Source organism: Desulforudis sp. DRI-14, from assembly GCF_052618305.1.
In genome coordinates, this window is record NZ_JBQXEZ010000036.1 from 1 (window position 1) to 13,007 (window position 13,007).

At 58.9% G+C, this 13,007-nt stretch carries 16 protein-coding genes and 1 pseudogene; 15 read left to right on the forward strand and 2 right to left on the reverse strand.

Going from position 1 to position 13,007, the window contains the following annotated elements:
- The 13 genes from ACUM6F_RS12245 to ACUM6F_RS12305 form a co-directional block, all read left to right on the forward strand.
- A partial coding sequence (locus ACUM6F_RS12245; RefSeq protein WP_445349411.1) for a hypothetical protein occupies positions 1 to 246 on the forward strand: 246 nt, incomplete at its 5' end.
- A 639-nt stretch (positions 247 to 885) separates the two neighbouring features.
- Complete coding sequence (locus ACUM6F_RS12250; protein ID WP_445349412.1) at positions 886 to 1,539, forward strand: class I SAM-dependent methyltransferase; 654 nt, start codon at positions 886 to 888, stop codon at positions 1,537 to 1,539.
- Between the two features lie 2 nt (positions 1,540 to 1,541).
- Positions 1,542 to 2,225 carry a DUF4198 domain-containing protein gene (locus tag ACUM6F_RS12255; protein WP_445349413.1) on the forward strand — a complete coding sequence of 228 codons (684 nt, stop codon included), beginning with the start codon at positions 1,542 to 1,544 and terminating at the stop codon, positions 2,223 to 2,225.
- A gap of 20 nt (positions 2,226 to 2,245) precedes the next feature.
- On the forward strand, positions 2,246 to 3,808 hold the full coding sequence (locus ACUM6F_RS12260) for an ABC transporter substrate-binding protein (RefSeq protein WP_445349414.1): 1,563 nt from the start codon (positions 2,246 to 2,248) through the stop codon (positions 3,806 to 3,808).
- An 89-nt stretch (positions 3,809 to 3,897) separates the two neighbouring features.
- Positions 3,898 to 4,845 carry a nickel ABC transporter permease gene (gene nikB / locus ACUM6F_RS12265; protein ID WP_425620834.1) on the forward strand — a complete coding sequence of 316 codons (948 nt, stop codon included), beginning with the start codon at positions 3,898 to 3,900 and terminating at the stop codon, positions 4,843 to 4,845.
- Positions 4,845 to 5,735 carry a nickel transporter permease gene (nikC, locus tag ACUM6F_RS12270; RefSeq protein ID WP_445349415.1) on the forward strand — a complete coding sequence of 297 codons (891 nt, stop codon included), beginning with the start codon at positions 4,845 to 4,847 and terminating at the stop codon, positions 5,733 to 5,735. The genes nikB and nikC overlap by 1 nt, the downstream gene beginning before the upstream one ends.
- A gap of 3 nt (positions 5,736 to 5,738) precedes the next feature.
- On the forward strand, positions 5,739 to 6,674 hold the full coding sequence (locus ACUM6F_RS12275) for a nucleoside recognition domain-containing protein (RefSeq protein WP_445349416.1): 936 nt from the start codon (positions 5,739 to 5,741) through the stop codon (positions 6,672 to 6,674).
- A 17-nt stretch (positions 6,675 to 6,691) separates the two neighbouring features.
- On the forward strand, positions 6,692 to 7,615 hold the full coding sequence (locus ACUM6F_RS12280; protein WP_445349417.1) for an ABC transporter ATP-binding protein: 924 nt from the start codon (positions 6,692 to 6,694) through the stop codon (positions 7,613 to 7,615).
- A gap of 2 nt (positions 7,616 to 7,617) precedes the next feature.
- Entirely contained in the window at positions 7,618 to 8,373 is a 756-nt protein-coding gene (locus ACUM6F_RS12285; protein ID WP_445349425.1) for an ATP-binding cassette domain-containing protein, read from the forward strand.
- Between the two features lie 93 nt (positions 8,374 to 8,466).
- Complete coding sequence (locus tag ACUM6F_RS12290; RefSeq protein WP_445349418.1) at positions 8,467 to 8,718, forward strand: hypothetical protein; 252 nt, start codon at positions 8,467 to 8,469, stop codon at positions 8,716 to 8,718.
- Between the two features lie 191 nt (positions 8,719 to 8,909).
- Positions 8,910 to 9,224, forward strand: coding sequence for a DUF6431 domain-containing protein (locus ACUM6F_RS12295; RefSeq protein ID WP_445349419.1), 315 nt, complete (start codon positions 8,910 to 8,912; stop codon positions 9,222 to 9,224).
- On the forward strand, positions 9,176 to 9,466 hold the full coding sequence (locus ACUM6F_RS12300) for a hypothetical protein (protein WP_445349420.1): 291 nt from the start codon (positions 9,176 to 9,178) through the stop codon (positions 9,464 to 9,466). The genes ACUM6F_RS12295 and ACUM6F_RS12300 overlap by 49 nt, the downstream gene beginning before the upstream one ends.
- Positions 9,459 to 9,989, forward strand: coding sequence for an ExeA family protein (locus ACUM6F_RS12305; RefSeq protein WP_445349421.1), 531 nt, complete (start codon positions 9,459 to 9,461; stop codon positions 9,987 to 9,989). Before ACUM6F_RS12300 ends, ACUM6F_RS12305 begins: the two co-directional genes overlap by 8 nt.
- A gap of 118 nt (positions 9,990 to 10,107) precedes the next feature.
- Here ACUM6F_RS12305 and ACUM6F_RS12310 read toward each other — a convergent pair whose 3' ends face one another.
- The gene (locus ACUM6F_RS12310; protein WP_445349422.1) at positions 10,108 to 10,329 is read right to left on the reverse strand and encodes a DUF2283 domain-containing protein; all 222 of its coding nucleotides are present in this window, start codon (positions 10,327 to 10,329) and stop codon (positions 10,108 to 10,110) included.
- A 694-nt stretch (positions 10,330 to 11,023) separates the two neighbouring features.
- Between ACUM6F_RS12310 and ACUM6F_RS12315 the strand changes: the two genes are divergently transcribed.
- Together ACUM6F_RS12315 and istB are read left to right on the forward strand one after the other, a co-directional pair.
- A complete protein-coding gene (locus tag ACUM6F_RS12315; RefSeq protein WP_445349423.1) occupies positions 11,024 to 11,557 on the forward strand; it encodes a Mu transposase domain-containing protein in 534 nt (177 codons plus the stop codon).
- A gap of 113 nt (positions 11,558 to 11,670) precedes the next feature.
- A complete protein-coding gene (gene istB / locus ACUM6F_RS12320) occupies positions 11,671 to 12,405 on the forward strand; it encodes an IS21-like element helper ATPase IstB (RefSeq protein ID WP_445349424.1) in 735 nt (244 codons plus the stop codon).
- A gap of 20 nt (positions 12,406 to 12,425) precedes the next feature.
- On the opposite strand, the pseudogene ACUM6F_RS12325 reads toward istB, so the two are convergent.
- Positions 12,426 to 13,007: pseudogene (locus ACUM6F_RS12325) on the reverse strand (hypothetical protein); the annotation flags it as partial.

The window sequence follows — 13,007 nt, forward strand, 5'->3', positions numbered from 1 at the left end:
AAAGAACAGAACAACCGAAAGCCCGAAGTAATTAGGTATGGTGTCCCCATAATTCCCAGACACATCCCGGTAACCCGTTCCAATGAGCATTTCCAAGTGGATATGACCAAGGTCTGGTGCGGTACAGACGGCTGGGGCTACCTGTTTGCGGTGATTGATGCCTTCGATAAGAGGAGATCGTCGGCTGGTCCTTCGCCCGGCGTTGCACCACGGATATTTTTCTACAAGCCGTCGACCAAGCCCTGAACCATCGCTTTCCTTACGGGAGGTACACGAACCACATTCGAGGCTGTTGCATTAGGGCGAAACTGCCACACAAATCAAAGTCCTGTGGGCGGCTAAAGCCCCGCGACCCAACGACCACCAGGTCTATCTTTTCTTTCTCGGCGTGGCGATGAGGGTCTAACCGACGTGACCGAAGAGGAGATATGTTTACACGTGGACCTTGCTTTTGCATATGAGGCACCCAATCTGCTCGACGTTCCTTCCGTAGAGGGTCTGGACCTGCACCCGTGGTTCTTTAGCTCCGCAAACTGTGATGGGTAGTGTTTCCCAGTTCATTTCCCGCCAGGCCCCTTGCGCGGTGCTGGTGGTCAAGGAGAAGCTGCATCACTCCTAGCCCGGCCATATAATGCACTACACGGTTGAAGGAAAATTCTTTAATAAGTAGCAGGAACTATTGGCCGAAGCGCGAATAGGGTCACAAAATCGCGGCCGAAGCCGCTATAGTGGGTATACAGACAGTTACGCTGTAGAGCGTAAGGTGCTCTAAAAAGGCATCAAGTGAACGATTTAGGTCAAGGAGGCCTTTGTCCCGCAGAAGCGGGGGTCAAGTGCTCCTTGGCCTTTTTTGTTTTATCTCACGGGATGCAGGGAGGTAGTCGGATGAACGACTTACGGGAGACGATGCGGGCGCGATGGAACGCAAAAGGCTATCAGTACGAGCATGCTAGCGCTCACGGTACGAAAAGCCCAGCCGAGAAGGAACGTTGGCGGAACATCGCGGCACGGCTGGGACCGGGTCCGCTGGATGTGCTGGATGTCGGAACAGGCACGGGGTTCGTAGCGCTAATCCTGGCGGAATTGGGACACCGCACAACGGGCGTCGACTGGTCGGTAACCATGCTCGACCAAGCCAGACTGAAGGCCCGGGATGCAGGTCTGGAGATTACTTTCGTCGAGGGAGACATAGAGTTGCTTCCCTTTGCGGCAGCGTCTTTTGATGCCGTGATGGCGCGGCACGTGCTCTGGACACTGGCGGAACCGGAGCGAGCCATCGCCGAATGGTACCGGGTGTTAAGGCCAGGCGGCCGAGCACTTGCTGACTTTTCCCCCCGTCGGCCGGGAGAAAAAGGCCATCATTACCCTCCGGAAATCGAAGAGAGACTACCTCTGAACAGGGATGTCAGTCCGGAGGAAGTGGCTGCACTTTTTGTAAACGCCGGGTTCGCCGGTGTGGATGTTCAGATTCTCCCGCGTGATCCGGGCAGCGATAGAGTCACCTATCTCATCAGCGGATTCAGGCCCCGGGGGGTGTAAGAATGGCGCCGCACAACATCTGGATCGAGTGCCCGTATCGGGCGCGTCCCGGAAAGGAGTTAACCGCCCGCATCAGGTTCGGCCACGATTTTGTCGTGCAGGGGAAAGCCGACCCGTTACGCACCAGGACCTGTTTGATTTCCCCGGCGGGCAACAGAATCCCGCTGGCCGTAGAGGCCGGGGATACGGACCTGGCCGCCGTTTTTACGCCTGCCGAAATCGGCGTGCACACTCTTCTGGCCGAGTATGACGGGAAGATCTGGAGTATCGGTCGGGACGGCCGCCACCTGCGCGGTCCCCGCACCGACCATCCGGAAATAACGATCGTGAAATCAGTCTACTATTACCAGTATGCCAAGGCTTTGGTCGCCGTGGAACGGGACGGTCCCTGGCCGGGGTCGTTGGGCGCTGAGTTTGAGATCGTGCCGCGGCCTCCCGCGGAGGAGCGGCTGGAACTGGCAGTTCTCTACGAGGGCCGTCCCTTGGGAGGGGCAAGAGTGCAAGCCTTTTGTTCCGGCAACTCATTTCCCCGTGCCGCCAGCACGGACGCGGAGGGGGTGGTAAGCTTTCCGTTCAGGGACGGGAACTGGATGATCCTGGCCAGTCATAGCGACCCGCGAAAGGGGGTCCCCGGCCAGTACGACGAGCGCGTGCTGACCGCCGTTTTCACCTTCACGACGATTTAAATGAAAGGGGATGGAAGAAGTTGCTCCGGTCATACCTTCTCCTGGTAGTCATCTTATGCGGGCTTATCCTTGCCGGATGCGGTAAGCAAGAGCCCGGGACGACAGCGGGAAATCAAACTGCAGAGAATGCGGACCGGGTCCTGGTGATCGGTGACCGCGATCACATTCGCACGCTGGATAATGGCTTCCTGCTTGTGGAAAAGGCCCACATTGCTGAAACGCTCCTGAGGATGGGCGAAGACTACCGGCTTGAACCCCTGCTGGCGGCGGGTTGGAAACAGGTTGACGCCAACACCTGGGAGTTTACCCTGCGTGATGGCGTTAAGTTCCACGACGGCGCCGCCCTGACTGCCGCTGACGTCGCCTGGGCGCTGGAGCGGGTGCTCGGGAACAACCCGCGCGCCAAGGAGCTTACTAATATCGCCTCGCTTAAGGCGGCAGACGAGAGGACACTCCAAGTGGTTACGGCCAAGCCTAACCTGTTGCTGCCGGAGGCGCTGGCCGGCGCTGACTTTTGTATTTTAAGTCCGGCGAGTTATAACGATAAGGGTGAGTTTGTCCGGCCCATCGGTACCGGCGCTTTTAAATTTGCTTCCTGGGAGCAGGCATCCGGCCAGGTTACCGTGGAAAAGAACCCGGATTACTGGGGCCCGGCCGCGGGGTTAGACAAGATGGTTTTCCGGCCGATCCCCGACGCGAACACGCGGGCTCTGGCCCTGGAAAAGGGCGAGATTGATTTTACTTTTGACCTGCCGTACGGGGAGATAGAAAGGTTGCAGAAGGTGCCGGGGGTTAAGGTCGAGCTTTATCCCGGGCCGCGCATTTACCGGCTGGAGATGAATATGAGTCGGGCGCCTTTCGGTGACCTTAAGGTGCGCGAGGCCCTGAACTACGCCATCGACCGGGCCGGGATCGTGAAAAGCGTTTTGCATGGGTGCGGCGAGGCGACCATCGGTCCGTTCATGCACGATACTCCCTGGTGTAACGAGGCCGTTGAAAATATGTACCGGTACGATCCGGAAAAGGCCCGCTCCTTGCTCGGCGAGGCCGGCTGGGTGGATAAGGACGGCGACGGCATCCGGGAGAAAAACGGCAAGCCCTTTTCGATCACCATTATGACGTGGGCCTCGCGGCCCGGCATGCCCCCGATGGCGGAGGCTTTGCAGGCCCAGTTCAAGGATGTCGGGATCAAGGCGCAGGTTCAGATCCTGGAATACGGGGCTATTTACGACCGGGTAAAACAGGGAGATTGGGACATGGTTCTGGCATCCTTCCAGACGAGCGACCCGCACAAGTATCTGGCCGGCGTTTACGGCAGTAAGGGAAGCCAGAACGTGGCCAAGTATAAAAACAAACAGGTTGACAGCCTGATCGACAAGGCCGCCGCGACCGCTGATCCGGACGAGCGGTACGGTATCTACCGGGAGATTCAGACGATCGTCACCAAAGACACACCGGTGGTTAACATCGCCTGCTACAGGATGGCCGTGGGCATGCGCGATTACGTCAAGGGGTTCAAATTCAACCCGAACGCGCATGATCTGCATACCAACCCGGAAATGACGGTGGAAAAGCGACCGTAAAACCGCCCGTTGGCGGGCTTCGGGCCGGAGGGGGACAACCCTCTCCGGCCGCGTTTTCGGGAAGACGGCAGCGATAGCGAGGGTGGCTTATGCTTTCTTACCTGGTGCGGCGCATCGTGCTGCTTGTTTTTGTCCTTTTCGGGGTTTCGATAATCACTTTCGCCCTGACGCATGTAATTCCCGGCGATCATGCGCGGCTGGTGGCGATATATCGCTGGGGTTACGATGACTTTTCTTCCCAAGAATTAAGTGTGGTACGGAGGGAAATCGGCGCCGATATGCCCGTCTGGCGACAGTATGCCTGGTGGCTCGGCCATGTCGCACGGGGCGACCTGGGGTATTCATTCGTCACCAAACGACCGGTGACGGCGGAAATCCTCGCCCGCGTCCCGGCCACGCTGGAGCTGGCGGCGGCCGGGTTCCTCCTCACGGTGCTGATCGCGGTGCCGCTGGGCATCGCCTGCGCCCGACGTCCTTCTTCCTGGTTCGACAATCTGGTGATGACGGGTTCCCTTGTCGGGGTGGCCATGCCCAATTTCTGGCTGGGGCTGCTGCTGATCCTGATCTTTTCCCTGACACTGAGCCTGCTGCCGGTGGCGGGCGGGGGCAGTCCGGCCCATCTCATCCTGCCCGCCGTCACCCTCGGCGCCGGAATGGCCGCCGTCAGCACGCGCATCGTGCGGGCGAGCCTTCTGGAGGTGCTGGAGCAGGACTACATTACCATGGCGCGGATCAAGGGCCTGGGCGAGGGGGCGGTGCTCCGGCGCCACGCCCTGCGCAACGCCTTGATCCCGGTGGTAACCGTCCTGGGCCTGCAGTTCAACCACCTGATCGGCGGCACGGTCATCGTGGAGAACGTTTTCGGCCGCCCCGGGGTGGGACAGTTGATCGTCGAGGCCATCGAGTCCCGCGATCTTCCCGTCCTGCAGGGAGGAGTCCTTTTTCTGGCCTTCTGTTTCGCGCTTGTTAACCTGCTGATCGATCTTTCCTATACATTTCTTGACCCGCGCATCCGGTACGGAGGGAGCGACGGATAATGCACGAGACGGTTACTGTCTTCCGCACGGCCTTCTCCCTGGCGAGACTGCTGCAGGGTATCGGCCGGGATCGGGCGTCTTTCGCGGGCGGGGTAGTGGTTATTCTGCTGGTGCTGGTAGCGTTGTTGGCGCCGTGGTTGGCGCCCCACGACCCGGTGAAGCAGAACCTGGCCCACGCGCTGGCCCCGCCCGGCGGCGAATATCCCCTGGGAACGGACGACATGGGGCGCTGTCTGCTGAGCCGGGTACTGTACGGCACCCGCATCTCCCTCGCCGTGGGCCTCTTGGTCGGGGGGCTGGCGGCGGTCGCGGGGACGCTCATCGGCCTGATCGCGGGTTACTACGGCGGCTTTTTGGACGAGGTCCTGATGCGCCTTACCGATGTATTGATGGGCCTTCCCAACCTTGTCTTTATTCTGGCGGTGGTGGGTGTTTTAGGACCGGGACTGGGAAACACTATCCTGGCGCTGGTGGCCTTGGGGTGGCTGCACTTCGCCCGCGTGGTCCGCGGCAGCGTCTTATCGCTCAAAGAGAGCGAGTTCGTCCTGGCGGCCCGCGCCCTGGGTTTCAGCGGCCCGCGGATCATGGTCCGGCATATCCTGCCGAACGTGCTTGGTCCGGTTGTGGTTTTGGCGACGTTTGACATTCCGCACACCATCCTGGCGGTGGCCGGGCTTTCCTTCCTGGGCCTCGGCGCGCAGCCGCCGACGCCGGAATGGGGGGCGATGCTTAACGCGGCGCGATCGTACATGCGCACCTATCCGTTGCTGATGATCACCCCCGGGCTGATGATCTTCTTGACGGTGCTGGCCTTTAACCTGGTGGGAAACGGCCTGCGCGACGCCCTTGACCCGCGGCGGAGCAGGATTCTTGACGGAGGGGGAGGTTAATCGGTGCATTGGGTTTGGGATACCGCCTGGCGGGCGGTAGAGGTCTGGGCCCGGGCGCTGCCCTATACCGTTCTGGGAGTGCTGCTCGCGAACCTGGCGCTGGGACTGGGTTTCTTCCAGCGCCTGCACCCGCTCTTCACTCCTTTGCTGCGGCGTATCGGGTTTACCAGCGATGCCGGAATCGCCCTTTTGGTTGCATTCGGTTCGCCCCCTACGGCGGTCGCCATGCTGGCCGGCTTGTACCAGGAGGGGCGAATAAGCCGCCGCGAAACGCTCCTGACTGCTATAGGTACCTGGTTTCCCCAAACGGTATACGAAAGCGTTGTCTATCTGGCACCCGTAGCCATACCCTTTCTCGGATCGGTAGGGCTTGCCTATACCGCTTTTTTCCTAGCCAACGGCCTGTTGGTAAGCGGGGTAGCCTTCATTGCGGCGGCTTTCTTGCTTCGTCCCGGTTCCGCCGATTCCGCGCCGGTCCCGGCAACGAACCGGGAAAGACCGTTGCGGGATGTATTCGGGCACTGTATAAAGCGCACAGTTTATGTTCTCCGGCGGATGGTTTTATTGGCCCTCCCCGTGAGCATTGCCGCCATGTTGCTGGTAAACGCCGGGTGGTTCAAGGAAATGCTGGGTTCGCTTGATAACGTGCCCCTGCCGCCCGCGGCGCTGACCGCTATACCGGTATGCCTTGCCAACCCGGTGGCTGCTTACGCAATGCTGGGAGATTTACTACAGCAGGGGGTATTAAACCCGCACTTGACGCTCCTGACGTTGATGCTGGCCAATTTCGTCACGAGCCTGCGGTATATCCTGGCCCACCGCCTACCGTATTATGTCGGCCTGTTCGGAAGCCGGCTGGGTTTGGAGATTACTGCCGTGGGGGCGCTACTACGCCTCGGCTGGACGGGTGTTTTTATTGTGCTGTTATTTATCTGGTGAAAGGGAAGAGGATGCCCTTGTTATCGATCAAAAACCTGACGGTTGATTTTCCGCTTCCGGAAGGAACGGTACACGTTCTCGACGGTGTCAGCCTGGAACTGGGGGAGAAAGAAAGGCTGGCGCTCATCGGGGAGACCGGTTCGGGCAAAACCGTATTGGGACACGCCATTCTACGCCTTCTGCCGCCCGGGACGCAAGTGCGGGGCGAGGTCTGGTATGACGGTTGCAACCTTTTGTCTCTTCCATCCACCCGGATGCGGGAGTTCAGGGGGAAAGAGATCGCCATGGTTCTGCAAAACCCCGCCGCGGCGTTGAACCCCGTCCTCACCGGGGGATACCAGGTGCGGGAGGCGATTGCTCGCCGGTGGCGCCCGACCGGGCGCCCGGTCCGCCGGAAGGTGGCTGATCTTTTGGCTGGGGTGGGACTCCCCGAGCGGGCAACTTCCTGCTATCCCCACCAGCTCAGCGGGGGCATGCAGCAGCGACTGCTGCTGGCTCTCGGCCTGGCGCTGGAGCCCCGTCTTTTGATCACCGACGAACCAACCAAGGGGCTCGATTGGCCCCTGAGGGCGCAGGTGGTGGAGCTTCTCCGGGAGATGACGTTCGGACGGCGCGCGTTTGTTCTAATCACCCACGATCTGCCCGCCGCGCGGCAGCTGGCTGACAGGGTCGCCGTGCTATACGCGGGCCAGGTGGTGGAATACGGCCCGGCGGAGGCCGTTTTTTCCGCGCCGCGTCACCCTTATACCCGCGGGCTTCTGAACTCACACCCGGCCAGGGAACTGAAGCCGATTCCGGGAGCGGCACCTCCCCTCACCGCGCTTCCTCCGGGTTGTCGGTTTCAGCCGCGGTGCCGCCGGGCCAGGGCGATTTGCGCGCGGGAGGCACCGCCGCTGGCCGAGGTGACCCCGGGGTACAGGGTGAGGTGTTATTTTTGTTAGAAGTGAAAGGCTTGAAAAAATACTTCCGCGGCGGCTTGCTGGGACGGCAGCTGGTTAAAGCGGTTGGCGGCGTATCTTTCACTATCAACCCCGGTTACACGCTTGGGCTGGTGGGCGAGAGCGGCGCGGGGAAGAGCACCGTGGGGCGCCTGGTGGTGGGCCTCCTGCACCCCACCGGCGGCAGCGTTTTCTACGAAGGTCGGGATGTTTTCAGGGCCCGCGGGGAGGAAGCCCTTTATCTGCGACGGAAGATGCAGATCATTTTTCAGAACCCCCAGGGAGCGCTCAATCCCCGGATGCGGATCGGCGAGATCCTGAGCGAGCCGCTGTTGGTGCATCGTTTGGTGCGGGGCCGGTACGTGAGGGAGCGCGTGGCCGACCTGCTCGAGATGGTCGGCCTCGGGCCGGAGTTCTATCACCGTTACCCCTGGGAAATGAGCGGCGGCCAGAACCAGCGGGTGGCCATCGCTCGGGCGCTAAGCCTGGAACCGTCCCTTCTCGTGCTGGATGAGCCCACCTCGGCCCTGGACGTGTCCGTGCAGGCACAGGTCTTCCAACTCCTGAAGAAAACCCAACAAGAAATGAGACTGGCGTATCTTCTTATATCCCACGACCTGGATGTGGTTTTCCGGGTGGCCGACGAGGTAGCGGTAATGCACCGGGGCCGCATTCTGGAACAGGGGTCCGCCTCGGCAGTGGCGACCAGTCCCCGTCATCTATACACCATCCGCCTTTTGTCCGCCAGGATAGCATTGTAGTTGTAAATGAAACTTCCCCCTTCCCAACCTTCTGTTCCTGCAGTGAGCTGGTAATGGGCATATGGTAGATACCCTGGGAGGGGGATGGTCCCGGTGGGTTGGCTGAAACGGCTGGCGGAACGGTTCCGGTGGCGCGCCGTTGGGGAAACGGGAAGGGCCATTCCGGTTCTGCAGGTGGAGGTCACCAGCCGCTGCCAGTTAGGCTGCGTGTACTGTCCGCGCACTTCCCCCAGGATCCTCCAGGAGGCTACAAAGATGGCAAATATCGCTTCTTTCCTTGGCAAGTCCAGTGCACTGATAAGCATTGTGGCCAGCGACGTAAGCGAGGTGTTAGGGCTAACCTGAAACGTCCGAAAGCTGACGGGATTGCCTGACCGGGAATTGCTGGATATAATGGCCATATCTTTTAGAAAGGAAAGACGCCCCTGTTTGTTGTGGTACTGTGGTCAGCAGCAGCACCAGAGGCGTCCCCACTAGATGTATGGTCATTGTAACAGAATATGAACTGATTGAGAACCCCGACAAGGGTGTTTTTTGTGCGGAGCGCGGAGCAGATACCCTGCCCCTGCTGTAGCGGGCATTTAAAGGTCATTGGCAGCCGCAAACGGAGCTGTATCGATAGCCTGGGGGACAAAATCGTCCTCATCATCCGCCGCCTTGGTTGCGTTGCGTGCCATCGCATCCACCACGAACTGCCGGACATGCTGGTGCCGTACAAGCGCTTCCTTCCCCCCGAGACCGTCACCAACGCCTTTTTGCACAGCGAGAGCGTAAGGTCGACAAGGCGGGCTGCATCAGCTTTATGGGCCAAAAGTACGAGGTGGGTCTCACCTTCGTCGGTTGTACGGTGATGGTCATCTATGACCCCGCCGACATCACCGAACTGACCATTGAGTACCAGGGGCATGCCCCCTGGAAAGCCAGGCAACTGGTGATCGGGGAACAGACCAAAGAGCGCCCGCAAAGCCGGACTGCTGAATCATCCAGGCTCCTTTGTGCAGCAGCAAAGAAAAACAAGCAGAGAAAAGAGCAGCAGGTGCCTGCCATCTCCTACCGGGCGGTTTGCAAGGGGGAGGTCGGCGGCAATGTTTGAAGAATTCTACGGGTTGACCCAAACCCCGTTCACCCGCGACATTCCGACAGACCAGTTGTACCCGTCCATGATGCTGGAGGAGACACTGGGCAGACTGGAACATGCCGCCCGGCGCCAACTGTTCGTTGTGCTCACCGGGGACAGCGGGACCGGCAAGACCACCGCCATCCGGCGTTTCAAGGATATCCTCGACCCGGCCCGGTTTCTGGTGATGTACCTGGCGGATTCCAAACTGACACCCCGGCATTTCTACAAAGGCCTGCTGGAGCAGCTCGGGTGTGAAGCCAAGTTCTACCGGGGCGATGCCAAACGCCAACTGCAAAAACGGCACCTGGCATATGCCGGTGCGGACCGGGACATCTTCTCGGATGGTGCGTTGGATGAGATCTTTCGTTTCTCAGCCGGGACCCTGCGGTTGATCAACAAGGCCTGTACCCATTGCCTGACCTACAGGGCACAGAACGGCAACCGGATCGTTGACGACCACATGGTAAAGCGGGTGATTCAGGGAGAGCTCATGTAGTTCTCCCTGGTCCACCCGCTGATGATTGCCGGCCAGCTGTTCGGTCAATTCTCGGATAATTAACACCGTCTATTCCCGGACATTATGGGGTGGCAGTAACACCTTAAAACCGATCCAATTACAATTGCGCCCGTGGAATACTTTGGACCGGAAGCGTATTAGCTTCGAGACGGGACAGGTCCACAACCCGGCTGGCCTGGTCGATGTCAATCCCGACCAATCGCCCCTCGGCGTCGAAATCCAGCACCACCCCTGGCGCGACTTCCCGGGCGTCGGCACCGGCCTTTTCCGAGAACTCTATGTAGAGAGAATCGGTTTCCGGATAGTAATGAAGCCTCATTGTTCTTTTCCGCCTCTTTTGAATCCGCGGTCGGGAAAGGCGTTGTGCACCGTCTCCCCGTCGCCAAGGGTTACCACCCGCAGGTATTTGCCGAGTTCAGGTACGAAAACCCAATACCGTATACGGCCATCGGCCTGTTCCTCCCGGTTAGCGGGCCGCCGTTAAAGCCTCTTCGCACCACTCCCGGCGGATGTACGGGCGTTTTCGCAGGACCTGCTCCTCAAAGTACCGCGTTGTTTTCAATCCCTGCAACCCCTTACCCCGACTATACCAGTTAATACGGTTGGTGGGCAAGACTTTAGACAATCGGTCAAGACGCATTCCCCGAGTTTAATCGTCAGGGTTGCAATGAAGCGGGAAGCCTCTTCCTGAGTAACCTTCAGAAGCGCTCCATCCTTTTTTGTTTCGTTTCAATCCCTCATAGGTAGGCTAAAAACTTGTCCTAGTGAGCTTCACACTAAGCCCTGCCCTTGTTTCAATCCAGAATGCCCTACCATTGATCCCAAAAAGGATGTGAGCGGTGGGGATGTCACGGAAGGGGTTATCAATGCGCAAAGTAAGAGAAGTACTACGGTTACGCTTTGGCGCCGGCCTGAGCGTGCGGCAAATAGCGCGTAGCTGCAACATTGCCAAAAGCCTCGGTGACAGCGCCGGTTTGTGGATCTAACGGCTTAACACCCGCCGGTTCAAAAAGATGCCCACCACCCGGCGCGAACTCTTTGAGACCCTCGACCGTCCGGCCCTGCGCCCGCTGCCTCCCGAGCGTTACCCTTACCGGGAATGGAAAACAGCTAAAGTCAATATTGACTACCACATCCAGGTGGATAACCACTTCTACAGCGTCCCCTACCAGTTGGTGGGCGCACAGGTTGACGTCCGTTTGGGCCCCTACATCCTCGAAATTCTGCACAAGAACCGGCGTGTGGCCAGCCATCCCCGCAGCTACCGGGCCGGCGGGTGCACCACCAACCCGGCTCACCGCCCCAAAGTGCACCAGAGATACCTTGAGTGGACCCCTTCCCGGCTTATATCCTGGGCGGCGGAAACCGGACCCTATACCAGTCAATTAGTGAAGACGGTTCTAGAAAGCAAGCCGCACCCGGAACAGGGGTTCCGTACTTGTATGGGGATCATCAAGCTGGCTAAGCAGTATTCTACAGAAAGGCTGGAAGCAGCCTGCCGCCGCAGCCTGGCCATCAAAGCCTATTCTTACCGCAGTATCGCCTGAATCCTTAAAAACGGGTTAGATCAGGTACCGCTTAAAACCAGCACCCCCAAGTCCGTATCCTCGCACGCCAACATTAGAGGGCCGCAGTATTACAACTGAGGAGGTTCCAAACCGTGCTACATCAGACTAAGGACAAGCTCTGTACCTTAAAACTCACCGGGATGGCGCAAGCCTTGGAAGAACAGTTATCCCAACCGGAGATGAACAACCTTTCTTTTGAAGAACGTCTCGGGATGCTGGTAGACCGAGAGTGGGATGTACGGGAAAGCAGGAAGCTCACGCGCCGACTTAGGTTCGCTAAGTTTAAGCAACAGGCCTGTGTGGAGGATGTCGACTTCCGGCACCCACGTGGCCTGGATCGTTCCATCTTCTTTTCCTTGGCAGAGTGTCGTTGGATTAAGTCCTGCCACAATGTGATCATCAGTGGGCCAACGGGCGTGGGCAAAACATTTCTCGCCTGCGCCCTCGGCAACAAGGCCTGCCGGATGGGCTTTAACGTCCTTTACTTCCGAATGTCACGCTTCTTACACGCTCTTCTTACCGCCCGGGCGGATGGGACCTACAGCTCATTGGTGCGCAAGCTGCAGAAAACGCATCTCCTGATCCTGGACGATTGGGGGCTAACACCGATCGAACTCGAACAGGCCCGTGAACTCTTTGACATCCTGGAGGACCGCAACCAGTTAGGCTCCACACTTATCGTGAGTCAGATTCCAGTGAGCCAGTGGCATGAAGCTATCGCTGACCCCACTATTGCCGATGCCATTCTCGACCGTCTCGTTCACAACGCTTACAAGCTTGAACTAAGGGGGGAATCGATGCGGAAAACGATGTCCAAGCTTGACTGAATCTGGACACTTGGATACTATTACCACATACCAGCACCGCCCCGTTCTGACACTGTCCGAAAACTCCGGAATGGGTGTCCGAATTCACCGGAATGCGCAACCTCATGCGCAGGCGTATCCAGTTTCGGTTCATGTGTCTGACTGCACCGGCCCGGTAACGGAGTCAGTTTTAATACCAGTCCCAGGCCCTTAATCTGCCGCAAAAAGAGTCTGCCAGGTCTGCCTGTATCGAACAGGTTCAGACAGGCCTCGTTGCCCGCCACCACGCCGATGGTGGAGAATTCGCCGCGCAGGTAGAACCTGGTATAGGGATAAAGCCCAGCTTCAGTCAGCCGTTCCAGCACTTGCGCTTTATTTTCAGGGAGGTGGCCGCTATTTCCGGCCGGCCGGGCCAGGCGTTTGAAATAGTCGTCTTCATCCTGCGTCAGGGTAGCCCAGCCGGGAAAGGTTGAGGGTGCAAACCCCGATAGATTTCCGGCGACCTGGAAAAGGAAATCCGAAACCCTGCTGCCGGGCGTCGCCTTGCAGGAGTACCTCGCAGAAGGACCGGTTGAAAATGTCCATGCTTTTTTGTCAGTGTAAACATTTTCGTTCCTCGTATA

Excerpts from the sequence above, each read along its gene's own strand:
- nikC (WP_445349415.1), top strand. The coding sequence starts at position 4,845 with ATGCACGAGACGGTTACTGTCTTCCGCACGGCCTTCTCCCTGGCGAGA.
- ACUM6F_RS12250 (WP_445349412.1), top strand. The coding sequence starts at position 886 with ATGAACGACTTACGGGAGACGATGCGGGCGCGATGGAACGCAAAAGGC.
- ACUM6F_RS12315 (WP_445349423.1), top strand. The coding sequence starts at position 11,024 with ATGCCCACCACCCGGCGCGAACTCTTTGAGACCCTCGACCGTCCGGCC.
- nikB (WP_425620834.1), top strand. The coding sequence starts at position 3,898 with ATGCTTTCTTACCTGGTGCGGCGCATCGTGCTGCTTGTTTTTGTCCTT.
- ACUM6F_RS12255 (WP_445349413.1), top strand. The coding sequence starts at position 1,542 with ATGGCGCCGCACAACATCTGGATCGAGTGCCCGTATCGGGCGCGTCCC.
- ACUM6F_RS12305 (WP_445349421.1), top strand. The coding sequence starts at position 9,459 with ATGTTTGAAGAATTCTACGGGTTGACCCAAACCCCGTTCACCCGCGAC.
- ACUM6F_RS12300 (WP_445349420.1), top strand. The coding sequence starts at position 9,176 with ATGGGCCAAAAGTACGAGGTGGGTCTCACCTTCGTCGGTTGTACGGTG.
- ACUM6F_RS12310 (WP_445349422.1), bottom strand. The coding sequence starts at position 10,329 with ATGAGGCTTCATTACTATCCGGAAACCGATTCTCTCTACATAGAGTTC.